The organism is Pseudoxanthomonas sp. GW835-FHT14C01, assembly GCF_058793715.1.
Window position 1 is genome coordinate 1056958 of sequence record NZ_JBXAGB010000001.1, and the last position, 21829, is coordinate 1078786.

At 67.6% G+C, this 21829-nt stretch carries 18 protein-coding genes; 5 read left to right on the plus strand and 13 right to left on the minus strand.

All coding sequences use genetic code 11. The annotated features are described in order from the left end of the window. Positions 1 to 57 precede the first annotated feature (57 nt). Together aceK and AC1Q5B_RS04690 are read right to left on the minus strand one after the other, a co-directional pair. A complete protein-coding gene (gene aceK / locus AC1Q5B_RS04685) occupies positions 58 to 1767 on the minus strand; it encodes a bifunctional isocitrate dehydrogenase kinase/phosphatase (RefSeq protein ID WP_492630557.1) in 1710 nt (569 codons plus the stop codon). Between the two features lie 30 nt (positions 1768 to 1797). Continuing rightward, positions 1798 to 2676, minus strand: coding sequence for a LysR substrate-binding domain-containing protein (locus AC1Q5B_RS04690; RefSeq protein ID WP_492630558.1), 879 nt, complete (start codon positions 2674 to 2676; stop codon positions 1798 to 1800). Between the two features lie 109 nt (positions 2677 to 2785). On the opposite strand from AC1Q5B_RS04690, the gene AC1Q5B_RS04695 reads away from it, so the two are divergent. After that, positions 2786 to 3025: a hypothetical protein gene (locus tag AC1Q5B_RS04695; RefSeq protein WP_492630559.1), complete on the plus strand. Its 240-nt coding sequence runs from the start codon at positions 2786 to 2788 to the stop codon at positions 3023 to 3025. Between the two features lie 120 nt (positions 3026 to 3145). Here AC1Q5B_RS04695 and AC1Q5B_RS04700 read toward each other — a convergent pair whose 3' ends face one another. From AC1Q5B_RS04700 to queF, 5 genes are all read right to left on the minus strand, one after another. Beyond that, the gene (locus AC1Q5B_RS04700) at positions 3146 to 3493 is read right to left on the minus strand and encodes a gamma-glutamylcyclotransferase family protein (protein WP_492630560.1); all 348 of its coding nucleotides are present in this window, start codon (positions 3491 to 3493) and stop codon (positions 3146 to 3148) included. A gap of 179 nt (positions 3494 to 3672) precedes the next feature. After that, positions 3673 to 5904, minus strand: coding sequence for an NADP-dependent isocitrate dehydrogenase (locus tag AC1Q5B_RS04705; RefSeq protein WP_492630561.1), 2232 nt, complete (start codon positions 5902 to 5904; stop codon positions 3673 to 3675). A gap of 260 nt (positions 5905 to 6164) precedes the next feature. Further along, positions 6165 to 6647, minus strand: a complete 483-nt coding sequence (locus AC1Q5B_RS04710; protein ID WP_492630562.1) for a hypothetical protein — start codon at positions 6645 to 6647, stop codon at positions 6165 to 6167. Positions 6648 to 6680: 33 nt separating this feature from the next. Then, entirely contained in the window at positions 6681 to 6986 is a 306-nt protein-coding gene (locus AC1Q5B_RS04715; RefSeq protein WP_492630563.1) for a LysM peptidoglycan-binding domain-containing protein, read from the minus strand. Between the two features lie 108 nt (positions 6987 to 7094). Then, entirely contained in the window at positions 7095 to 7913 is an 819-nt protein-coding gene (queF, locus tag AC1Q5B_RS04720) for an NADPH-dependent 7-cyano-7-deazaguanine reductase QueF (protein ID WP_492630564.1), read from the minus strand. Between the two features lie 69 nt (positions 7914 to 7982). Here queF and AC1Q5B_RS04725 point away from each other — a divergent pair, with 69 nt between their 5' ends. The 4 genes from AC1Q5B_RS04725 (at position 7983) to AC1Q5B_RS04740 (ending at position 12078) form a co-directional block, all read left to right on the plus strand. Then, positions 7983 to 8405 carry a protease inhibitor I42 family protein gene (locus tag AC1Q5B_RS04725; protein ID WP_492630565.1) on the plus strand — a complete coding sequence of 141 codons (423 nt, stop codon included), beginning with the start codon at positions 7983 to 7985 and terminating at the stop codon, positions 8403 to 8405. Positions 8406 to 8519: 114 nt separating this feature from the next. After that, on the plus strand, positions 8520 to 9788 hold the full coding sequence (locus tag AC1Q5B_RS04730; RefSeq protein WP_492630566.1) for a lytic murein transglycosylase: 1269 nt from the start codon (positions 8520 to 8522) through the stop codon (positions 9786 to 9788). After that, a complete protein-coding gene (locus tag AC1Q5B_RS04735) occupies positions 9785 to 10651 on the plus strand; it encodes a D-hexose-6-phosphate mutarotase (protein WP_492630567.1) in 867 nt (288 codons plus the stop codon). The genes AC1Q5B_RS04730 and AC1Q5B_RS04735 overlap by 4 nt, the downstream gene beginning before the upstream one ends. A gap of 182 nt (positions 10652 to 10833) precedes the next feature. Continuing rightward, positions 10834 to 12078, plus strand: coding sequence for a TCR/Tet family MFS transporter (locus AC1Q5B_RS04740; RefSeq protein ID WP_492630568.1), 1245 nt, complete (start codon positions 10834 to 10836; stop codon positions 12076 to 12078). A 50-nt stretch (positions 12079 to 12128) separates the two neighbouring features. Here the strand turns inward: AC1Q5B_RS04740 and AC1Q5B_RS04745 are convergent, their stop codons facing one another. The 6 genes from AC1Q5B_RS04745 to AC1Q5B_RS04770 all read right to left on the minus strand — a co-directional run bounded on the left by AC1Q5B_RS04745 (position 12129) and on the right by AC1Q5B_RS04770 (position 21717). After that, positions 12129 to 12581 (minus strand): PepSY domain-containing protein, encoded by a 453-nt coding sequence (locus tag AC1Q5B_RS04745; RefSeq protein ID WP_492630569.1) that lies wholly within the window; start codon positions 12579 to 12581, stop codon positions 12129 to 12131. A gap of 129 nt (positions 12582 to 12710) precedes the next feature. Continuing rightward, positions 12711 to 13886 (minus strand): benzoate/H(+) symporter BenE family transporter, encoded by a 1176-nt coding sequence (locus tag AC1Q5B_RS04750; protein ID WP_492630570.1) that lies wholly within the window; start codon positions 13884 to 13886, stop codon positions 12711 to 12713. 118 nt (positions 13887 to 14004) lie between these two features. Continuing rightward, positions 14005 to 14889 carry a methylglyoxal synthase gene (locus AC1Q5B_RS04755; protein WP_492630571.1) on the minus strand — a complete coding sequence of 295 codons (885 nt, stop codon included), beginning with the start codon at positions 14887 to 14889 and terminating at the stop codon, positions 14005 to 14007. A 99-nt stretch (positions 14890 to 14988) separates the two neighbouring features. Next, positions 14989 to 16431 carry an FAD-dependent oxidoreductase gene (locus AC1Q5B_RS04760; RefSeq protein WP_492630572.1) on the minus strand — a complete coding sequence of 481 codons (1443 nt, stop codon included), beginning with the start codon at positions 16429 to 16431 and terminating at the stop codon, positions 14989 to 14991. A 208-nt stretch (positions 16432 to 16639) separates the two neighbouring features. Then, on the minus strand, positions 16640 to 21112 hold the full coding sequence (gltB, locus tag AC1Q5B_RS04765; RefSeq protein WP_492630573.1) for a glutamate synthase large subunit: 4473 nt from the start codon (positions 21110 to 21112) through the stop codon (positions 16640 to 16642). 239 nt (positions 21113 to 21351) lie between these two features. After that, positions 21352 to 21717, minus strand: a complete 366-nt coding sequence (locus tag AC1Q5B_RS04770) for an I78 family peptidase inhibitor (protein ID WP_492630574.1) — start codon at positions 21715 to 21717, stop codon at positions 21352 to 21354. Positions 21718 to 21829: the final 112 nt, after the last annotated feature.

Sequence of the window (21829 nt, forward strand, 5' to 3'; positions counted from 1 at the left end):
GTGGATCGATATGGACGCTAGGGTAGCGCGCTGCGCGCTGCGTCCGCATGCGCGCGATCACGCCAGCTTCAACGCATCCGGATACGGCGCAGTATCCGGGTATTCGCCAGCGGCGAGATGCGACTGGAGGTCGCGCCACCACGCCGGCCGGAACAGCTCGCCGTGCGCGGCCTTCAGCGCCTTCGCCTGCGCATCGGGCAGGCCGAGGAAGTGCGGGAAGCGTTCGGGGAAGACGTCGCCGGCCTCCACGTGGAACCAGGGGCCGTCGGACATCTGTTCCTCGTACGTGGTCGGCTGCGGCCAGTCGCGGAAGCGGCATTCGGCCACCAGCCGCAGTTCGTCGTAGTCGTAGAACACCACGCGACCATGGCGCGACACGCCGAAATTCTTCAGCAGCATGTCGCCCGGGAAGATGTTGTTGCGTGCCATGTCCTTGATCGCCTGGCCGTAGTCGACCGCGGCCGTGCGCGCCGCGTCGGCCTTCTGCTCGCGCAGGTACAGGTTCAGCGGGCGGAGCCGTCGCTGCACGTAGCAGAGATGGACGACCAGATCGTCTCCGTCCTCGCTGAGGCTGTGGCCGCAACTCTCCCGCAGTTCCTGCAGCAGCTCGGGCGAAAAGCGCGCGCGCGGGAAGCGCAGGAAGCGGAACGCCTGCGTGTCCAGCAGCCGGCCGACGCGGTCCAGATGGAACACCAGGTCGTACTTGTCCTCCACGTCCTGTCGGGTCATCGCCTTGGGATAGGCGAAGCGGTCGCGGATCACCTTGAACACCAGCGGATAGCTGGGCAGGGTGAAGACCGCCATCACCATGCCGGGCGTGCCTTCGGCATGCACCAGCCGCTCGTCCGGATGCGCGCGGAAGTGATGGAAGAAGGTGCGGTAGCGCTCGGTCTTGCCCTGTTTGGCGCGGCCGAGCACGGTGTAGATCTCGTCGATCGGCTTGCCGGGCAGCAGCGAGCGCAGGAATACCACCGCGTCGCCGACCGTGGTCAGGTCGGCATGGAAGTAGCTGCGCGAGGTGCCGAACAGATGCGCCACGTCGCCGCGGTGGGTCAGCACGGCTTCCGCCTTCAGCTGGCCGCCGTCGTTGACCAGCGCGATGACGCAGGGCGAGAAACGATGCTCGCCGAACACACGACCCACCAGGTAGGCGCGGCGTTCGCGGTAGAACACGGTATCCAGCAGTTCGATGCCGCGAACCGGATTCGCGCCCCAGTGCGCCAGGTCGTCCTGCAGGCGCACTGCGATCGCGGCGGCGCAACGGGTGCGGTGGGCGTAGGGCACATCGAACCCGTAGTCGCCGAGCACGCGGGCGAAGGTGTCGGTCGGCCGCTGTTCGGACACGGCATAGCTGTGGCGCGCGACCGGATGGGTGATCGCGTCGGTGGGCTCCACGTCCAGCGCGACGAACTCCAGCACGGGATCCACGCCGCGGATGCGCAGGAAGCGGCGGCAGAGCGTGTTGTAGAACGTCTTGTAGAGTTCGCTGTCGATCTGCCCGGCGACCAGTGTCTCGAACGCAGCGCGCGCGACGACCCACAGTGTCCGGTCATGGGCCTGGCCGAGCAGCGCGGACTGCAGCCGCAACGCGCATTCGCCGATGCACTGGTCGTACAGCTCGATGCGTTCGACGGCATCGGCGCGCGCGCCGGTCCAGTCCATCGCCTCGAAGCGGACCTTCGCGCGCTGCGTGATCTCCGCGAACCGCGCGTGGTAGTCCGCGAACGCGTCGTGGATCAGGCGGGCGATGGCGTCGTCGTGGACCATGCGCCGGATGTTAGCCGCCGTCCGCTGGAGTCATCGCTCCACCGGAAGGCCGGCCTGTTCCAGCAGCCAGCCGCGTACCTTGCCGAACCCGGGGTGCGAGAGGCTGCGCTCGGGATAGACGAGGTAGTGCGCGAAGTCCGCCTGCAGGCGCTTCTTCGTCAGCGTCACCAGCCGGCCGGCCTTCACCAGCGGCTCGGCCAGCGTCCAGCGCGCCAGCGCCACCCCGACGCCCTGCGCTGCGGCCTGATGCAGGGTTTCGGTATCGTCGAACTGCGCCACGTAGCGCGCAGGCGGCTGTCCGCCGAAATGCTCGAACCAGTCCTTCCAGCGGTTGGCCGGGTCGCCGAGCAGCGGCAGCTTCGCCATCTGGTCCGGCGTCGGCCTGCCGTGCTTCTTGACCAGGGCGGGACTGGCCACCGGCGTGATCCACTCGTGGAAGAGGAACTCCGCGTGCACGTTCGGCCAGCGGCCGCCCCCCAGGCGCAGCGCCAGGTCGACCGGTTCGCGTTCGAAATCGACCACGTGCGTGCTCGACTGCAGGTTGAGGCCCAGCTCGGGATGCTGGGCAAGGAACGCGGACAGGCGCGGCACCAGCCATGCGGTCGCCATCGACGGGATCAAGCTCAGCGTGACTGTGTGGTCGTTACGCAGCGTCGCGCGGCGCAAGGCGTGCTCGATGGTATCGAGCGGACCGGAGATCGCGTCGAAGAGGCGCTGGCCCTCGGGCGTCAGTTCCACGCCGCGCGGACCGCGTGCCAGCAGCTTGTGGCCCAGTCGCTGCTCCAGCAACCGCATGCGATGGCTCAACGCACTGACGGTGAGGTGCATGGCTTCCGCCGCACGCGTCAGGTTGCGCAGGCGGGCAGCGGTGACGAAGGCGTCCACCTGGGCCAGCGGCAGCCGGCTCATCTTGAATCCACCTCAAGGCTGGGTTGCGGAGCTTTCGCTTTTTCAACGCCGATCATGCACCTACCTTGGTAGTCCTTCAAGCCGGGCACCGGCGCAACGGAGCAGTCCCATGCAGACCGAAACGAGGAAGCGGTGGTGGCAGCAACTGGGTGGCATGAGCCAGGGCATGTTGTTCGTGCAAGGCCATGTCGTCCATCCCGTCCAGGAGGCGCGTGCGCAGGAAGAGCGCCGTCACCATGTGCACGACGCAGTGGGCAAGGTGCGGCATCAGCGCGCGTTGCAGCGGCTGGGCGCGCGCCATCTGCGCATGGCGATCGCGTTGCTGTCCGCCGGGCGACCCACGCCCTGACGTGGCGCGCGGCAGCGAGCGCCTACGGATTCATCGTGGGAGCGACGTCAGTCGCGATGCACTGCCGCGGTGACCATTTCGCGACTGACGTCGCTCCCACGACGAGTGCCGCCTCCAAGCTCACGCCTTCACGTAGACCCACGCGTCGCGCCCCGACTTCAGGCGCACCGGTACCCGCCTGTAGTCGGCGACCTCGTAGCGGTCCGCCGCGGCGAGCTCCTCGGCACTGATGCGGAAGACGGTACCCGCGACCTCGTCGGAGGGGTCATCGCTGGGGCTGACGATGGGATGGAAGCGTTCGCCGCTGGCGGCGAGCACCGCAGGGTCGGTGATCTCCACCATCGTGCGCGCGTAACCGGTCATCGCATCGGGTTCGCCATTGAGCCGGCGGCCGAACGAGGACCGCTGCACGCTCTCCAGCTGCAGGGTGCCGTACGAGAACAGCAGGATGTCGCGGGTGTCGTCCATCACGTCGGAACCGAATCTGCGGGAGGGCCCAAGGCCTGCTGGAGGTGCGCCATATCGTACCGTCGGGACTGGCTTCGACCGCGGAATGGCGGCTCGGCCGTGCCTGCAGTCGAGTGTGGGGCCGGAAAAACAACGCCCGGCAGGCGCCGGGCGTCGGATGCTGCGGTGATGTACCGATCTCAGGCCGACAGCGTCGCCAGCGCGTCGTTGAACGTCTTGCTGGGACGCATTGCGGCGGCGGTCTTCGCGAGGTCCGGGTGGTAGTAACCGCCGATGTCGACCGCCTTGCCCTGCGCGCCGTTCAACTCGCCGATGATGGTCGCTTCGTTGTCGGCCAGTGCCTTCGCCAAGGGCGCGAACGTCGCCTTCAGTTCGGCGTTCTCGTCCTGCGCGGCCAGCGCCTGCGCCCAGTACAGGGCCAGATAGAAATGGCTGCCGCGGTTGTCGAGTTCGCCGACCTTGCGCGCCGGCGAGCGATTCTCGTCGAGGATGCGGCCGTTGGCCACGTCCAGTGCGTTCGCCAGCACCTTGGCGGGCGTGTTGAGGTAACGCTGGCCCAGGTGTTCCAGCGAAGCGGCCAGTGCCAGGAACTCGCCCAGCGAATCCCAGCGCAGGTAGTCTTCTTCCACGAACTGCTGCACGTGCTTGGGCGCGGAACCGCCGGCGCCGGTCTCGAACAGGCCACCGCCGGCCATCAGCGGCACGATCGACAGCATCTTCGCGCTGGTGCCCAGCTCCATGATCGGGAACAGGTCGGTCAGGTAGTCGCGCAACACGTTGCCGGTCACCGAGATGGTGTCCTCGCCCTTGCGGGTGCGCTCCAGCGACACCTTCATCGCCTCGACCGGCGGCAGGATGCGGATGTCCAGCGCGTCGATGGTGTAGTCCTTCAGGTACTGCTCGACCTTGGCGATGACCTGCGCGTCGTGCGCGCGGTCCTTGTCCAGCCAGAAGATCGCCGGTGTCTTGCTCAGGCGCGCCCGGCCAACGGCCAGCTTCACCCAGTCCTGGATCGGCGCGTCCTTGGTCTGGCACATGCGCCAGATGTCGCCGGCTTCCACCTTCTGCTCGAACACCACCTTGCCGGCGTCGTCGCTGACGCGCACGGTGCCGTCGGCCGGGATCTGGAAGGTCTTGTCGTGGCTGCCGTACTCCTCGGCCTTCTGCGCCATCAGGCCGACGTTGGGCACGCTGCCCATCGTCGCCGGATCGAATGCGCCGTTCGCCTTGCAGTCCTCGATCACGGCTTGGTAGATGCCGGCATAGCAGCGGTCGGGAATGACGGCCTTGGTGTCCTGCAGCTTGCCGTCGGCGTTCCACATCTTGCCGGAGTCGCGGATCATCGCCGGCATCGACGCGTCGACGATCACGTCGCTCGGCACGTGCAGGTTGGTGATGCCCTTGTCGGAGTTCACCATCGCCACGGCGGCGCTGTCGGCATACACGGCCTGCAGGTCGGCCTTGATCGCCTCCTGCTGGTCGGCCGGCAGCGTGCCGAGGCGCGCGTACAGGTCGCCGATGCCGTTGTTGGCGTCGAAGCCGACCTGCTCCAGCACGGCGGCATGCCTGGCCAGCGCGGTCTTGTAGAACTCGTTGACGACCACGCCGAACATGATGGGGTCGGAGACCTTCATCATCGTCGCCTTCAGGTGCAGCGAGAACAGCACGCCCTTGGCCTTGGCGTCGGCGATCTCGGCGGCGACGAACGCAGCCAGCGCCTTGCGGCTCATCGAGGCGGCATCGACGATCTCGCCGGCCTTCACCTTCACCTTGTCCTTCAGCACGGTGACCGTGCCGTCGGCGGCGACGAGTTCGATCTTCAGTGCGCCATCGGCGGCCAGCGTGGCCGACTGCTCGCTGCCGAAAAAGTCACCGGCGGCCATGTGCGCGACATGCGACTTCGAATCGCTGCTCCACGCGCCCATGCGGTGCGGATGCTTCCGCGCGTAGTTCTTGACCGACAGCGGCGCACGGCGATCGGAGTTGCCCTCGCGCAGCACGGGATTCACCGCGCTGCCCTTGACCTTGTCGTAGCGCGCCTTGGCGTCCTTTTCCTTCTCGTCCTTCGGCTCTTCCGGATAGTCCGGCAGCGGATAGCCCTGGGACTGCAGTTCCTTGATGGCGGCCTTCAGCTGCGGCACCGAGGCGCTGATGTTCGGCAGCTTGATGATGTTGGCTTCCGGCTGCGTCGCCAGCTGGCCCAGTTCGGCCAGGTCGTCGCTGATCTTCTGCGCGTCGCTCAGGTACTCGGGGAACTGCGACAGCAGGCGACCGGCCAGCGAAATGTCGCGGGTCTCCACGGCGATGCCGGCCGGCGCGGTGAACGCTTCGACGATCGGCAGCAGGGACTGGGTGGCGAGGAACGGGGCTTCATCGGTAAGGGTGTAGATGATGCGGGGCGTATCCGACATGGGGATCAGGACTCTCGACAAGGGGCGATGGGGAATTCAGCGCGCCATTGTCGCGCGCCATCGCACGCAGGGCAAAACGAAGGGGTATGGATGCCAGAGCCGTGCGCCACCGTGTCCGGGGACAGGTCCCAGGGGCCCGGTGGTCGCAACGGGATGACCGACCAGCGAATGCCGTTCAAAAAAAGCGGGCGTGGATCGCTCCACGCCCGAGCTTGCCCCACACACGTGGGAGAGAGCCTTGGTCCTGCGGGATTACCTGATTACTTGACTTCGATTTCCTGCGTGATGCCGACCGGCTGGCCGTTCAAGGTCACGTCCACCTTGTACTTGCCTGCGGGCCAGTCGGTCGCCTTGGTGAACTCGATGTTGGTGGTGCCAGCGTCCTCGGCCTTGACGGTGGTCGACTGCTTGCCGGCTTCCTGGCCGTCCTGGAAGGTCAGCTTGGCTTCGATGGTGGCGTTTGCCGGCGTGGCGGCGTCGGTCTTCACCGACACGATGATCTTGTCCTTGACGCCGAACATGCCCACCGCGGCGACCGACTTGTCGGCAGCGACGGTATTGCCCACGGTGACGCCGGTCGCGCTGACGGGCGCCGGTGCCGGCACGGGCTCGGCAGGGGCCGGTGCAGGTTCGACAGCGGCCGGAGGCGCGACAACGGGTTCTTCCTTCTTCTTGCAGCCGGCGAGCGCGACGGTACCGACGAGTGCGACGGCCAGGGCATAGGAGATGCGGTTCTGCTTCATGGGTTCGATCCTTGTAATGAAGTTGGGAGGCGATCAGGCGTCGGCAGGCTTCGGCGGCAGCTTGATGACCTGCCCCGGGAAAATGCGGTCCGGATCTTCGATGGTGTCGCGGTTGGCTTCGAAGATCTGCTTCCACGCATTGGCGCTACCGTAGTGCGCCTTCGCGATCTTCGAGAGCGTGTCGCCCTTTTCGATGGTATAGCTCTGCTCACCGACGATCTCTTCGGTGCTGTCGACGCGTGCGGTGACATCCGAGAAATCCGCTTTCTCGACGATCTGCTCGGTCGACGTCACCTTGGCGCTGACGTCCGAGAAGTCGGCCTTCTTTTCTGTGCTCATTGCAACCACCCTTCCTGGCGGGCTGTGGGATGCGATGAGCGTTGCACGCGCGCTGTTAAGAATCCATAGCGCGCGCGTGAAATCGGCTCTATTGTTACGTGAGTAACTTTACTGTCGTACGTCGCGCTTCATGAGCGGGACATTCATGCCGGCGGTGGCACGCCAAGGATTGATGTCCAGGCCGCCCCGGCGCGTGTAGCGCGCCTCGACCGACAGCGAGGTGGGGCGGCAGTGCGTCAGCAGGTCGTGAAAAATCCGTTCGACGCACTGCTCGTGGAACTCCGCGTGGTCGCGGAAGCTCACCAGGTAGCGCAGCAGCTCGACGCGGTCGATGCGCGGGCCGGTGTAGCGGATGACGACGGTCGCCCAGTCCGGTTGTCCGGTAACCGGGCAGTTCGACTTCAACAACTCGGACGACAGCACCTCCTCGGCCTGCTCTTCCGGATCGCTGGCCAGGAATTCGGCGCGCGGCGGACCGTAGTGGTCGATCTCGACGTCCAGTCCATCGATCGATTCGCCCTCGGGGGCGTCCGCCGTGGGCGGCAGGCCGAACACCACCTGCACATCCGCGCCGGCGCGCGCGGACAGATCGGTGGCGATGCGTTCGAGCACGGCCGCGTCGCTGTTGAAGCGCGTGCTGTTGAGCGAGTTGAGATAGAGCTTGAGCGACTTGGATTCGATCAGGCAGGGGGACGTGCAGGGCACGGTCAGCGTGGCGGTCGCCACGCGTGGCTTGCCGCGGGCGTCGAGCCAGCTCAATTCGTAGCCATGCCAGCGGTCGTGGCCGGCGAAGGGCAGGGCATCGGCGGCGATGCCGATCTCGTCGCGCGCGCCCTGGCGTGGAATCGGGAACAGCAGGGTCGGGTCGTAATGCGCGGGATAGGCGACTTCGCGACCCAGCGAGGAGTCCTGGGGGGTGTTGTTCATGTCGCCATTTTACGGACGGGCCCTAAAGCCGGGGTGTATAAAAGCGACGTCTCCAGGGAGGACGCGACCATGCGATCACTGTTGCTGCCCGGCCTGTGCGTCCTGCTGTCCGCATGCGCGGGCAGTCCCGCAACCGGCAGCGGACCGCCGCCGGCCGTGGTGTCGGACGACGGCCTGGTCCGTCCCCAAGGTACGGGACCGGTGTCGCTGCGGGTGGGGCAGGTGCTCGAGATCGCGCTGATGGCCAACGCGAGCACCGGCTACCAGTGGGAGTTCACGGCGGACGGCGCCCCGGTGCTGTCGCGCACCTCCGGCCCGGCCACGCCGCCGCCGATGGATACCCAGCCACCCATGCCGGGCGCACCGTCGATGGCGCGCTGGTGGTTCCGTGCAAACCAGGCGGGCGAGACCAGGGTGCGGATGGTCTATCGGCGCTCGTGGGAAACGGTGCCACCGGTGGAGGTGGTGGAGTACACGGTGATCGTCCGCTGAATCCTCCGGCACGATGTGGCGCATCGTGTCGTGCATGTGCAGTTCGTTCCCGGCTTGGCTTCGATGACCACGCAAGGCAAAGTGAACCCTCCCCCGAAGGCCAGGGAGGCCGTCATGATGTTGCGCGCATCCGTTCTCTGGCTGACGTTGATGGCTGCCTTGCCTGCCGCAGCGCAGTCATCCACGCCGATGGCCCCCGTCTCACCGCCGGTCGCTGCCGACCCGGTCTTCACCGCCTGCATGGCCAGCCTGCGGGACGTCGCTGAGAAGCAGGGCATCACGACGGCCAGTTTCGACACCTACACGAAAGATCTGTCCGCCGACATGAGCGTGCTGGACCTGCTGGATGCGCAGCCGGAATTCACCACGCCGTTGTGGGACTACCTGGCGGCTCTGGTCGACGACCAGCGCGTCAGCGATGGGCAGGCGATGCTGACCACGCATGCCGAGTTGCTGGCCCGTGTCTCGCAGGCCTACGGCGTGGATCCCGCCACCGTCGTTGCCGTGTGGGGTGTGGAGAGCGACTACGGCCGCGTGTTCGGCAAGCGGCCGCTGCTGGTGTCGCTGTCCACGCTGTCGTGCTTCGGACGCCGGCAGGCGTTCTTCCGCGGCGAGTTCCTGACCACGCTGAAGCTGCTGCAGGCGGGCGACGTCCGGGTGGAAGGCTTGAACGGTTCATGGGCGGGCGCGTTCGGGCATACGCAGTTCATGCCCAGCACGTACCAGCGCATCGCGGTGGATTTCGATGGCGACGGGCGGCGCAACCTGATCGACAGCATTCCCGATGCATTGGCATCGACCGCGAATTACCTGGTGAAGTCCGGTTGGCGCACCGGCGAACCCTGGGGCTATGAAGTGAAGCTGCCGGCCGGCTTCGACCTCGCCCAAGCCGGGCGTACCACCCGCAAGCCGCTGACCCAGTGGGTGGCGCAAGGCGTCGCCCGCATCGATGGCCAGCCGTTGCCGGCCGACGACCGCAATGCGGCAGTACTGGTACCGACCGGCATCACTGGTCCGGCATTCATCGTGTTCAAGAACTACGATGCGATCTATGCGTACAACGCGGCGGAGAGCTACGCGCTCGCCATTGCGCTGCTGGCCGACCGCCTGCGAGGCGGCAAGGGACTGGTGGCGGCATGGCCCACCGACGATCCCGGGATCGGGCGTCCGCAGCGACGCGAACTGCAGACCCTGCTGCTCGCCCGTGGCCATGCCATCGGCACTGCTGACGGCATGATCGGTACGCAGACACGGCGGGCCATCGTGGTCGAACAGCAGCGCCTGGGTCTGCTGCCGGCGGACGGTCGCGCCGGTGCGAAGATACTCGCCGCGCTGAAGGCGGAAGTTCCGCCGGTCGCACCACCGGAAGCTCCGAAGCCATGAATGCACTCCCCGAAGGCGTAATCCGCGAGACCTGGCAGGGCATCGACGTACTGCGCGTGGAGACACCGTTCTCCATAGCGCGCATCAGCCTGCATGGCGGGCAGCTGCTGTCGTTCGAGCCGACCGGCTTCGACGACCTGCTGTGGGTGTCGCCGACGACGTCGCTGCCGCCGAAGGCGATCCGCGGCGGCGTACCGGTGTGCTGGCCTTACTTCGGCAGGCAGGGACAGCCGGACGATGCGGTCCAGCACGGCCATGCACGTATTTCGCGCTGGCCGCTGACCGACGTGAAGCGCGAGGCCAACGGTGGTGTCGTGCTGAAGCTCGCGCTGCCGCTTCGGGACGGGGTGCCGCTGGACCTGCAGATGTCGCTGCACATCGGGCGCGAACTGCGGCAGAGCATCGACACCGTGCATCGCGGTGATGCGACATACCGGTTCACGCAGGCGTTGCATACGTATTTCCGTGTCGCCGATGCCACCCGGGCGACGGTCACCGGGCTCGATGGCCTGCGTTACGAAGACAAGTACGACGGCGGCACGCATGCGCAGTCGGGCGACTGGTCGCTGCACGATCCGCGCGATCCGGGCCGCAGCGATCGCATCTATGCCGGCACCGGGCACCGCTTCGACCTGTCCGATCCGGCGGGTGGCCGCCGCATCCGCCTGGACACCTTCGGCAGCCGGTCGCTGGTGGTGTGGAATCCGGGGGAGGTCGGCGCCGCCGCCATCGCCGACATGCCCGATGACGGCTGGCGGTCCTTCGTCTGCCTGGAAGCCGCGAACGCCAGCGACGATGCGATCGAGCTGGAGCCGGGGCAGCGGCACCGCCTGAGCCAGGTGATCTCGGTGGCGCCGCTGTAGGAGCGACGTAAGTCGCGACCGCGAACGGTGCCTGCACGGAACCGTCGCTTTGTGGAGATGGCCACGACACCTGAGAGGCCATCGCCGCGGAGGGACCACGGTCGCGACTTACGTCGCTCCTACAGCGGGATACCGGGGCGTCATGCCATACACTTGCGCACCTTTTCTGCGGTTGCACGCCTGTGAGCGCCGAGATCCCAGCCATCCCCGGCCGTCGCGCGGCCCTGATCTTCATCTTCATCACGGTGCTGATCGACATCCTGTCGTTCGGCGTGATCATCCCCGTACTGCCGGGTCTCGTGCGCCAGTTCACCGGGGGCGACTTCGTGCAGGCCGCATGGTGGGTGGGGACGTTCGGCATGCTGTTCGCCGCCATCCAGTTCGTCTGCACGCCGATCCAGGGCGCGCTGTCGGACCGCTTCGGCCGGCGGCCGGTGATCCTGCTGTCGTGCCTGGGACTGGGCATCGATTTCGTGCTGATGGCGCTGGCGCAATCGCTGCCATGGCTGCTGGTCGCGCGCATCTTCTCCGGGGTGTTCTCTGCCAGCTTCACCACGGCGAACGCCTACATCGCCGATATCACCGCGCCGGAGAAGCGCGCGCAGGCGTTTGGCATGATCGGCGCGGCATTCGGGCTGGGCTTCATCCTTGGTCCGCTGCTCGGCGGCCAACTGAGCAAGATTGATCCGCGCGCGCCGTTCTGGTTCGCCGCCGGGCTGGCACTGCTCAATTTCCTGTACGGACTGCTGGTGCTGCCGGAATCGCTGCCGAAGGAACGCCGCAGCGCACGCTTCGACTGGAAGCACGCCAATCCGATCGGTTCGATGGTCCTGTTGAAGCGTTACCCGCAGGTATTCGGCCTGGCGACGGTAGTGCTCATCGCGAACCTGGCGCACTACGTGTACCCGAGCGTGTTCGTGCTGTTCGCCGAGTACCAGTACACGTGGGATGCCGACCAGGTCGGCATGGTGCTGGCGCTGGTCGGTGTCTTCAGCGTGATCGTGCAGGCCGGGTTGGTGGGGCGCGTCGTGCCGAAGTTCGGCGAGCGCCGCACGCTGCTGTTCGGCCTGGCTTGCGGCGTGGTCGGCTTCTGCATCTACGGCATCGCCGACGTGGGTTGGGTGTTCCTGATCGGGCTGCCGATCAGCGCGCTGTGGGGCCTGGCTGGCCCGGCCACACAGGCGCTGATCACGCGGCAGGTCGGCGCCGACGTGCAGGGTCGTGTCCAAGGCGCGTTGATGAGCCTGGTGAGCCTGGCCGGCATCGTCGGCCCGATGATGTTCGCCGGCACCTTCGCACTGTTCATCGGCAAGTCCGCGCCGGCCCACGTACCAGGTGCTCCTTGGCTGCTGGCCGCATTACTGTTGGCGGTCGGCTGGCTGGTCGGCTGGCGCTTCGCCCGCACGCCCGCCGTTCCTTCACCATGAAGAAGGCCGCCCGAGGGCGGCCTTCTTCATTCCGGCGGTCGTATGCGCGATCAGTCGTTCTCGACGTGGATGATCTCGCCGGTATTGGCGGCGAGGTGGATCTCCACATCGTTACCGTCGGCGCGCTCGGCCTCGGCCTTCCACACGCCGTCGTCGAAATCGACGTCATGGATCTTGGAATAACCGGCGGCGGCCAGCTTCGCCTTGACGTCGTTCTCGCTGAGGTTCGACACCAGCTTCTCGGCCATCACGTCGCCGGTCGCCGGATGGATGCGGACATCGACGCGATCGCCATTGGCGCTGGTCGCGTCCGTCTCCCACATGCCGTCTTCGAAATCCAGGTCGTCGATGTTGGTGTACCCCTTCTCGGCCAGCAGCGCGCGCACCTGCGGCTCCTTCATGGCGTCCTTGCCGGCGGTCGGCGCGGGCGCTTGCGCAAAGGCGGCGCCAGAGAGGGCGGCCAGCGTGGTCAGGGTCATCAGGCGAAGACGGATGGTCTGCATGGGGAATCTCCTGCATGGAATCGGAGCGACGATGCTGCCCGCGCTTCCATCATCCGCAGGTGAATCCCATGCGCTGGAAATGAACACTCCACACGGTGTTCACCTGCGTGAGCCGTGTGCGAACAACGCTCAGCGACGACGCAACGCCAGCAGCGTGACGACGCCCGCCACCAGTCCCCAGAACGCCGAGCCGATGCCGGCCAGCGACAACCCGGATGCGGTGACCAGGAACGTCACCAGCGCCGGTTCGCGATCCGCTTCTTCGCGCAATGCAGCGGCCAGGCTGTTGCCGATCGTGCCGAGCAGCGCGATGCCGGCGATGGCCAGGATGAGTTCCTTCGGAAACGCCGCGAACAGCGCCGCCACCGTCGCGCCGAACAGGCCCACCACCAGATAGAACGCGCCGGCGGCGATGGCCGCGACGTAGCGCCGCGCCGCATCCTCGTGCGCCTCGCGTCCCATGCAGATCGCCGCCGTGATCGCGGCGAGGTTCAGCGCGAACGCGCCGAACGGCGCCAGCAGCAGGTTGGTGACGCCGGTCCAGCCGACCACCGGCGAGATCGGGATCGGATATCCCGACGCGCGGATCACCGCCACGCCGGGCACGTTCTGCGAGGCCATGGTCACGATGAAGAGCGGCAGCGCGATGCCGATGACCGCCGCGAACGAGAACGTCGGCACGGTGAAGATCGGTTTCGCCAGTTGCAGCGACAGCCCTTCCACGCGCAGCAGGCCGAGTCCTGCCGCAAAGGCGATGCCGACCAAGAGCGTCAGGATCACCGCATAACGCGGCCACAGACGGCGTGCGAGCAGGTAGACCGCGAACATCGTCAGCACCATGCCCAGCTGGGTCTTCATCGCCGCGAACGCATCGATGCCAAAGCGCAGCAGCACGCCGGCCAGCATGCCCGACGCCAGCGACACAGGGATGCGGCTGATCATGCGTTCGAAGAAGCCGGAGAAGCCGCAGACCGCGATCAGCAGTGCCGACAGCAGGAAGGCGCCGATGGCGTCGGACAGCGGCAGCCCGGCCGCGCTGCTGATCAGCATGGCCGCACCGGGCGTGGACCACGCGGTCACCACCGGCATGCGGTAGCGCAGCGACAGTCCGATGCAGGTCAGACCCATGCCCAGGCCGAGCGCCCACATCCACGAACTGATTTCCTCCGGCGACGCGCCCAGCGACTGCGCGGCCTGGAACACGATCACCGCCGAGCTGGCGAAGCCGACCAGCACGGTCACGAAGCCCGCCGCGATCGCGGAGAGGGAAAGGTCTTTGAGGAGGTGACGGGGTGGGGCGTTCATTCTTTCCTGCTGTTTCTGTAGGAGCGACGTAAGTCGCGACCGCGAGAACGAAACCGGGTTGTGGTGTGGGTCAATCCTGGAGAAGACACCACAGAATGTTTTGGCGTGCAGTCACGACTTACGTCGCTCCTACAAGTAGCAAGCGCTGGCCGACCGCCTCGCACCAGCGCTTCGCCACGGCCAGCGACGTCGTACAGACCGCCTCGTCGGTGACCGTGGTCACCGCGCGTTCCAGCAGCTGGATGTCGGCCTCGTGCTGGCGCGCGACGTGCGGATCCTCGAAGAAGATGACCCGCTGGCAGCGATGCTCCAGCACGCGATCGGCGATCTGTGCGTCGCCGCCGAGTGGGCCGCTCTGGAAGCGTTCCACCCAAGGCGTGTCCTGCGGCCAGCCGCGGCTCCAGGCCAGCTCGTTGAGCCGCGCGCCGGTGGTGCCGGTGGCCATGCGGTGCGCGAAACGCGACAGCACGTCGAAATGCATGTCGGCGAACGCGAGCATCTGCGGCTTCATCGCATCGTGCGCGATCAGCGCCAGCGTCTGCGATTCCAGTGCATGGAAGCGGTCCGCGCCGGGGTCCGGTGCGAAACCGGCGTGGATGCGCTCCATTTCCACCCAGTCGCGTGCTGACGCCACCGTCGACAGGAACGGCTTCCCGTGGATCACGCACTGGCGTTTCAGCGCGATGGCTTCGGGAAAGATCGAAGACGGATCCACGGGATCGATGAAGTAGATCGCCCCGTCGAGGCTGCGCTCCGCGCCTTCCAGCCCGACCACTTCCGCCACCAGTTTCATCAGGCCGCCCTCTCGGCCGTACGGATAGCGCTTCAGTCCGTCGTAGCCGCGCAGCATGCCCGCGGCGGCGATCGCATCGTGGGTGCGTCCCACCACGTGCAGACCCAGGCCGAGCTCGCGGATGCCGGGTTCGCAGGCACGCAGCCAGCGGAACAGCGCGGCGTCCTCGGTGTGGTGGTGCAGGCGGTTGGCGGCCAGGCCCAGGCGCATGTTCGATCGGATGAAGGCGGAGCGACGAGTCTAGCGTAGAGCCGAGCTTGCTCGGCTCCGCATGGCCTCAGAGGCAAAGGCAGCGGAGCAAGCTCCGCTCTACGAAAGCAGGGTGACGATGCTCGCCGCCGCGTCGCGGCCTTCGGCGACTGCGGTGACCACTAGGTCCGCGCCGCGCACGGCATCGCCGCCGGCGAACAGCCTCGGGTGCGTGGTCTGGAACGGCAGGCGGTCGCCGCCGCCGGCGACGATGCGGCCGTTCGGCGTGCCTTCGACGCCGACCTCGGCCAGCCACGCCGGCACGGTGGGCGAAAAACCGAACGCGATGATCACCACGTCCGCGTCCAGCACCGACTCGCTGCCTTCGATCGGCACCGCGTTCTGGCGGCCGCGCTCGTCGGGCTCGCCGAGCCTGGTTTCCACCACCTGCACACCGGCGACGGTGCCGTCCTCGCCCGCCACGACGGCGAGCGGCTGCCGGTTGAACAGGAAGCGCACGCCTTCCTCGCGCGCGTTCGCGACTTCGCGCGCGGAGCCGGGCATATTGGCCTCGTCGCGGCGGTAGGCGCAGGTGACCTTGGCGGCGCCCAGACGGATCGCGCTGCGCACGCAGTCCATGCCGGTGTCGCCGCCGCCCAGCACGACCACGCGCTTGCCATGCAGGTCGGGCAGCGCCAGCTTGTCTTCCCAGCCGGCGATGGGGCGGCCCCATGGATCGTTGCCGCCGACGATGCGGCCGTTCTGCACCAGGAAGGGCAGGGCCGGCAGCACGCCCTCCAGGTCCTGGCCCGGCAGGCCGCCATCGGTGTAGCGGTAGGCGCCGGTGCCGAGGAACACGGCGTCGTACTCCTCCAGCAGCTGCGCCAGGGTGATGTCGCGGCCGACTTCCACGCCGAGGCGGAACTCCACGCCCATGCCTTCCAGCACCTCGCGGCGCGTAGCGATGACGCTCTTGTCGAGCTTGAAGGTCGGGATGCCGAACTGCAGCAGGCCGCCGATCTGTTCGTAGCGGTCGTACACCACCGCCTGGATGCCGGCGCGCGCCAGGCGATCCGCGCAGCCGATGCCGGCCGGGCCCGCGCCGATCACGGCGACGCGCTTGCCGGTCGGCTGCACGTCGCTGAGGTCGGGACGCCAGCCGTTCGCCAGCGCGGTGTCGACAATGTACTTCTCGACCGCGCCGATGGTGACCGCGCCGAATTCCTCCAGCGTGCAGCTGCCTTCGCACAGGCGGTCCTGCGGGCACACGCGGCCGCAGACTTCCGGCAGCGGGTTGGTGGAATGGCACAGCGCCGCGGCTTCCTCGATGCGGTTCTCCTGCACCAGCTGCAGCCACTGCGGGATCGCGTTGTGCACCGGGCACTTCCAACTGCAGTACGGATTGCCGCAGTCCAGGCAGCGCCCGGCCTGGTACTGCGCCTCGTCCTTGCCGAACTTGCCGTACAGCTCGCCCCAGTCGCCGCCCGTGCGCAGTTCCAGCGGAATGCGCTGCGGCATCGTCCGCGGCAGGTCGAGGAACTGGAATACCTGCTTCTTGCTCATGGGGACGGCCTCTGCCCCCTCCCCCGTTCACGGGGGAGGGATGGGGTGGGGGGACAACCGGAGCCAGGATCGAGCTGGGGCAGCACGCGTTTCGAGTGTCGGCTTCGAGCCGAGACGGGGCGCACGCGCTCACGGTCTTCGGCTTGCCCCCATCCCAACCTTCCCCCGCGGGCGGGGGAAGGGGCTGTTTCATGATGGCGGGACGCACTCATGCCGCGCGCCTCAACGTTTCGTTCAACGAATCGATGCTCGCGGCCTTCGGCTTCACCAGCCAGAACTTGCCCACGTAGTCGCGGAACTCGTCGAGGATCTGCTGCGCCCAGATGCTGCCGGTCAGCTCGCGGTGGCGACTGATCAGCGTGTGCAGGTGCTGGCGATGGCTCTCGAAGCCTTCCGGGCTGATGCGGTGGATGTCGATCAGCTCGTGGTTGTAGCGATCGACGAAATCGCGGTCCAGGTCGAGCACGTAGGCCAGGCCGCCGGTGAAGCCGGCGCCGAAGTTCAGCCCCACCTTGCCCAGCACCAGCACGATGCCGTCGGTCATGTATTCGCAGCAGTGGTCGCCGGCACCCTCGATGACCGCCAGCGCGCCGGAGTTGCGCACGCCGAAGCGCTCGCCCGCGCGACCCGCGGCGAACAGTTCGCCGCCCGTCGCCCCGTACAGGCAGGTGTTGCCGATGATCGGCGTGTTGCGGGCCTCGAAGCGCGCGCCGCGCGGCGGACGCACCACCAGCCGGCCGCCGGCCATGCCCTTGCCGACGTAGTCGTTCGCTTCGCCCTCCAGCTCCATCTGCAGGCCGCCGGCATTGAACGCGCCGAAGCTCTGTCCGGCGGTACCGCGGAAGCGCAGGTTCAACGGCGCGTCGGCCATGCCCTGGTTGCCGTGCTGGCGCGCGATGGCGCCGGACAGGCGGGTGCCGATGCTGCGGTCGGTGTTGTGGATCAGGAAGCGGTGGTCGCCGCCGCTCTTCCTGCGGATCGGTTCGGCCAGCAGGCCGTCGAGCTGCGTGGCCAGGCTGTCGGGCGATTCGTACAGGCGCTGTGCGGCGCAGGCGCTGCTGTCGAACTGTGCGCCCTTCAGCAGGCGCGACAGGTCGATGTTGACGCCTTCGCGCGGCGACGCGTCGATCTGCTGCAGCAGGTCGGTGCGGCCGACGATCTCGTCCAGCGAACGCGCGCCCAGGTACGACAGCCACTGCCGCACTTCCTCGGACAGCAGGCGGAAGAAATTCTCCACGCGCTCCGGCAGGCCGGTGAAGTACTGCGTGCGCAGGCGCTCGTCCTGGGTGGCCACGCCGGTGGCGCAGTTGTTGAGGTGGCAAATGCGCAGGTACTTGCAGCCCAGCACGATCATCGGGCCGGTGCCGAAGCCGAAGCTGTCGGCACCGAGCAGCGCGGCCTTCACCACGTCCAGCCCGGTCTTCAGGCCGCCGTCGGTCTGCAGCACGGTGCGGTCGCGCAGCTGGTTCACCACCAGCGCGTGGTGCGCCTCGGCGACGCCGAGCTCCCACGGCACGCCGGCGTAACGGATCGAGCTGACCGGGCTGGCGCCGGTACCGCCGTCGTGGCCGGAGATGGTGATCAGGTCCGCGCCCGCCTTCACCACGCCGGCGGCGATCGTGCCGACGCCCGCGTGGCTGACCAGCTTCACCGACACCAGCGCGGTCGGGTTGACCTGCTTGAGGTCGTAGATCAGCTGGGCGAGGTCTTCGATCGAATAGATGTCGTGGTGCGGCGGCGGCGAGATCAGGCCGATGCCGGGCTTGGCGTAGCGCAGGCGCGCGATCAGGTCGTTGACCTTGTGGCCGGGCAGCTGGCCGCCTTCGCCGGGCTTGGCGCCCTGCGCGACCTTGATCTGCAGCACTTCCGCGTTGACCAGGTACTCGGGCGTGACGCCGAAGCGGCCGGACGCGACCTGCTTGATCTTGCTGCGCTTCTCGGTGCCGTAGCGCGCGGGGTCTTCGCCGCCTTCGCCCGAGTTGCTGCGGCCGCCAAGGCGGTTCATCGCGATGGCCAGCGCCTCGTGCGCTTCCGGCGACAGTGCGCCCAGCGAAATCGCGGCGGTGTCGAAGCGGCGCAGCAGGTCGGACGCGTCGGCGACCTCGTCGAGCGGCGTCGGCGCGTCGGCCTTCTTCAGCTGCAGCAGGTCGCGCAGCGCGGACGGTGGGCGCGAGTTCACCACGTCGGCGTAGGCCTGCCAGTCGCGGGCATCGCCGGTGCGCGTCGCGCGCTGCAGCGTCATCACCACGTCCGGGTTGTACATGTGGTACTCGCCGCCGTGCACGTACTTCAGCAGGCCGCCGACGTCCGGCGACTGGCGGTCGTCCCACGCGCGCGCATCCAGCTGGCGCGCTTCCAGGTCGAGCCGTTCGAAACCGACGCCCCCGATGCGCGCCGGGGTTTCGGCGAAGCACAGGTCCACCACGTCCGGATCCAGGCCGACGATCTCGAACAGCTGCGCACCGCGGTAGCTGCTGATGGTGCAGATGCCCATCTTCGAAATGATCTTGGACAGGCCCTTGTAGACGCCCTTGCGGTAGCTGCGGCCGATCTGCGCCTGTTCGCCGCCCTTCTTGATCTGCAGGATGCCGCGGCGGCCGAGGTCGAACAGCGTCTGGTATGCGAGGTACGGATACACCGCGGTCGCGCCGACGCCGATCAGGCACGCCATGTGGTGTGGGTCGCGCGCGGTGCCGGTCTCGACGATCAGGTTGGCGTCGCAGCGCAGGCCCACGCGGCACAGGTGGTGGTGCACCGCGCCGGTCGCGAGCAGTGCGTGCGCCATCGGCCGGCCCGGCTGCGGGTAGCGGTCCGACAGAAGCAGCATGACGTCGCCGTCGCGCGCGGCCTGCTCGGCTTCGCGGCAGATCCGTTCAAGTCCGGCCTTGAGGCCTTCCTCGGGTGCGTACGACAGGTCGATCAGGCGGTTCTTCTCGACGTACTGCGGCATCTTCAGCAGTTGCCGCAGCTTGCGCTGGCTCAGCACCGGCGAGTTGAGGATGACATGGTTCACCGTCTCCGCGCCGGCGTGGAAGATGTTGGTCTCCCGGCCCAGCTGGGTGGTCAGCGACATCACGCAGTCTTCGCGCAACGGATCGATCGGCGGATTGGTGACCTGCGCGAACGCCTGGCGGAAATAGTCGTACAGCGGCCGCGTCTGCCGGCTGAGCACCGCCATCGGCGTGTCGTCGCCCATCGAGCCGGTGGCTTCCTGCTCGGTCTCGGCGAGCGGGCGCAGCACCTGTTCGACCTCCTCGGTCGTCAGCTGGAACAGCTTGTGGTAGCCGCGCAGCGTCTTCTCGTCGAACGGCTCCTCGACCAGCGAGGGATCGATCAGCTCGGTCTGCAGGTAGGTGACGCCCTGCTGCAGCCACTGCTTGTACGGCGCGCGTCCGCGGTTGATGCGGTCCACCGCCTCGCTGTCGAGCAGGTCGCCGCGGCGCAGGTCGATCGCCATCATCTCGCCCGGGCCGAGCTTGCCCTTGCGGGTGACGCGCTCGGCCGGTACTTCCCACACGCCGGCTTCGCTGGCGACGATGAAGTGGCGGTCGCTGGTCAGCATCCAGCGCGCGGGGCGCAGGCCGTTGCGGTCCAGCGTGCACGCCGCATAGCGCGCATCCATCGAGACGATGCCGGCCGGGCCGTCCCACGGTTCGGTGTTCAGGCCATAGAACTCGTAGAACGCGGCCAAGTCGGCGTCCTTGAACTCCAGCGACTGCGTCGCCGGAGGCACCAGGATGCGCAGCGCCTGGATCAGCTCCATGCCGCCGGCGACCAGCAGCTCCAGCATGTTGTCCAGGCTCTGCGAGTCGGAGCCGTGCATCGAGATGACCGGGTCGAATTCGCCGATGTCGAAGCGCGGGGTCTTCCACACCTTGCTGCGCGCCTGCGCCCAGCGGCGGTTGCCCTCGATGGTGTTGATCTCGCCGTTGTGCGCGAGCAGGCGGAACGGATGCGCCAGCGGCCAGCGCGGCAGCGTGTTGGTCGAGAAGCGCTGGTGGAACACGACGGCGCTGCTGGCCAGCTCGGGGCGCTGCAGGTCGGCGAAGAACACCGCCAGCTTGTCCGGCAACACCATGCCCTTGTAGCCGATGGCATGCGGCGACAGCGTGACCACGTAGAAGTCGGGCGCCGACACGCGCAGCTGCTGTTCGCTGCGGCGGCGCGCGAGGAACAGCGCCAGTCCGAACGCCTCATCCTTCTGGTCCTCGCCGGCGTCGACGAACACCTGCTCGATGCGCGGCAGCGTGTCCCTCGCCAGCTGCCCGCAGACGCTGTCGTTGGTCGGCGGCACGCGCCAGCCCTTCAGGGTGGTACCGGCGCGGAACAGTTCGGCTTCCAGCGTGGCGCGGCATTGCGCGGCCTGCGCCTCGTCGTGCGGCAGGAACACCAGGCCGGCAGCGAAGCGCGTGCCGACGGCGATATTGGCTTCCGCGGCGAGCGCGCGGAGGAACACGTCCGGTTTGCGGATCAGCAGGCCGCAGCCGTCACCGGTGAGACCGTCGGCGGCAACGCCGCCACGGTGGGTCATGCGCGACAGCGCAGCGATGGCGGTATCGACCAGCGCACGCGACGGCTGGTCGTCGAGTTGCGCGATCATGCCGAAACCGCAGGCGTCGCGCTCGTCGTTGGGGTCGTAAAGACCCTGGTCAAAGCCGCCTTGGCGATTGCGAGGGGCCATGTGTTGCCTCAAACCGGAGTGACGGCGACACCGTGCCCTGCCCACGCAGCGGCACTTCGAAATGTCACCGGAAGCCCGACTAAATCACAGTTGTTGCGATGCCGCAACAACACCTATCTAGCGCCACTGGTTGGTTGCAACGGCAACTTTCCGGCAGGCGTCGGCCGCGATTCTCCGCGCATGAAAAAGCCGCCTGCGTGGACACAGGCGGCTCGTCGTCGAAAGCGGTCGTAGGGCGGTCAGCCGCAGTTGACCGAGGTCGCCGCGCCCTTGTCGTCGAGGATGATGTTCAGGCGGTTCGGATTGAAGTCCATCGTCGCGGCATCGCCCGGCTTGAGCGCGCGCACGGCGTCGGACTTGCTGTCGTTCTTCGCCTGCTCGATGTCCTTCTCGGTCGCGGTCTTGCCGATGATCCACTGCGCCTGGGTGTCGTCGCAGCTGCCGGCGAGTTCGGTCGGTGCCGGTTCCGCAGGCGCCGGCTCGGCGGCTTCGGTGGCGGCGGCTTGCGACTGCTCGGCGGCGGCGGTCTGCTCGTCCGCGTCGGGCGCGGAGCACGCGGCCAGCGACAAGGTCAGCAGCAGGGCGGGGATCGCGGTTCGGATCATGCGGAGCTCCGGAAGAGGGGTCTGAAGGAGAGATTACGCATCGGACATTCGAGAGTCGTTAAGCAGGATCCGAACGGTCCTTCGATCACGCGTGGCCGCTTCGACTCCGTTC

What these genes read in the sequence shown, in the direction of transcription:
- queF (WP_492630564.1), bottom strand. Translation starts at nt 7,913, where the DNA reads ATGAACAACACCCCCCAGGACTCCTCGCTGGGTCGCGAAGTCGCCTAT.
- AC1Q5B_RS04725 (WP_492630565.1), top strand. Translation starts at nt 7,983, where the DNA reads ATGCGATCACTGTTGCTGCCCGGCCTGTGCGTCCTGCTGTCCGCATGC.
- AC1Q5B_RS04710 (WP_492630562.1), bottom strand. Translation starts at nt 6,647, where the DNA reads ATGAAGCAGAACCGCATCTCCTATGCCCTGGCCGTCGCACTCGTCGGT.
- gltB (WP_492630573.1), bottom strand. Translation starts at nt 21,112, where the DNA reads ATGGCCCCTCGCAATCGCCAAGGCGGCTTTGACCAGGGTCTTTACGAC.
- AC1Q5B_RS04755 (WP_492630571.1), bottom strand. Translation starts at nt 14,889, where the DNA reads ATGCGCCTGGGCCTGGCCGCCAACCGCCTGCACCACCACACCGAGGAC.
- AC1Q5B_RS04750 (WP_492630570.1), bottom strand. Translation starts at nt 13,886, where the DNA reads ATGAACGCCCCACCCCGTCACCTCCTCAAAGACCTTTCCCTCTCCGCG.
- AC1Q5B_RS04700 (WP_492630560.1), bottom strand. Translation starts at nt 3,493, where the DNA reads ATGGACGACACCCGCGACATCCTGCTGTTCTCGTACGGCACCCTGCAG.
- AC1Q5B_RS04705 (WP_492630561.1), bottom strand. Translation starts at nt 5,904, where the DNA reads ATGTCGGATACGCCCCGCATCATCTACACCCTTACCGATGAAGCCCCG.
- AC1Q5B_RS04770 (WP_492630574.1), bottom strand. Translation starts at nt 21,717, where the DNA reads ATGATCCGAACCGCGATCCCCGCCCTGCTGCTGACCTTGTCGCTGGCC.
- AC1Q5B_RS04695 (WP_492630559.1), top strand. Translation starts at nt 2,786, where the DNA reads ATGCAGACCGAAACGAGGAAGCGGTGGTGGCAGCAACTGGGTGGCATG.
- AC1Q5B_RS04745 (WP_492630569.1), bottom strand. Translation starts at nt 12,581, where the DNA reads ATGCAGACCATCCGTCTTCGCCTGATGACCCTGACCACGCTGGCCGCC.
- AC1Q5B_RS04760 (WP_492630572.1), bottom strand. Translation starts at nt 16,431, where the DNA reads ATGAGCAAGAAGCAGGTATTCCAGTTCCTCGACCTGCCGCGGACGATG.
- aceK (WP_492630557.1), bottom strand. Translation starts at nt 1,767, where the DNA reads ATGGTCCACGACGACGCCATCGCCCGCCTGATCCACGACGCGTTCGCG.
- AC1Q5B_RS04735 (WP_492630567.1), top strand. Translation starts at nt 9,785, where the DNA reads ATGAATGCACTCCCCGAAGGCGTAATCCGCGAGACCTGGCAGGGCATC.
- AC1Q5B_RS04690 (WP_492630558.1), bottom strand. Translation starts at nt 2,676, where the DNA reads ATGAGCCGGCTGCCGCTGGCCCAGGTGGACGCCTTCGTCACCGCTGCC.
- AC1Q5B_RS04715 (WP_492630563.1), bottom strand. Translation starts at nt 6,986, where the DNA reads ATGAGCACAGAAAAGAAGGCCGACTTCTCGGACGTCAGCGCCAAGGTG.
- AC1Q5B_RS04730 (WP_492630566.1), top strand. Translation starts at nt 8,520, where the DNA reads ATGATGTTGCGCGCATCCGTTCTCTGGCTGACGTTGATGGCTGCCTTG.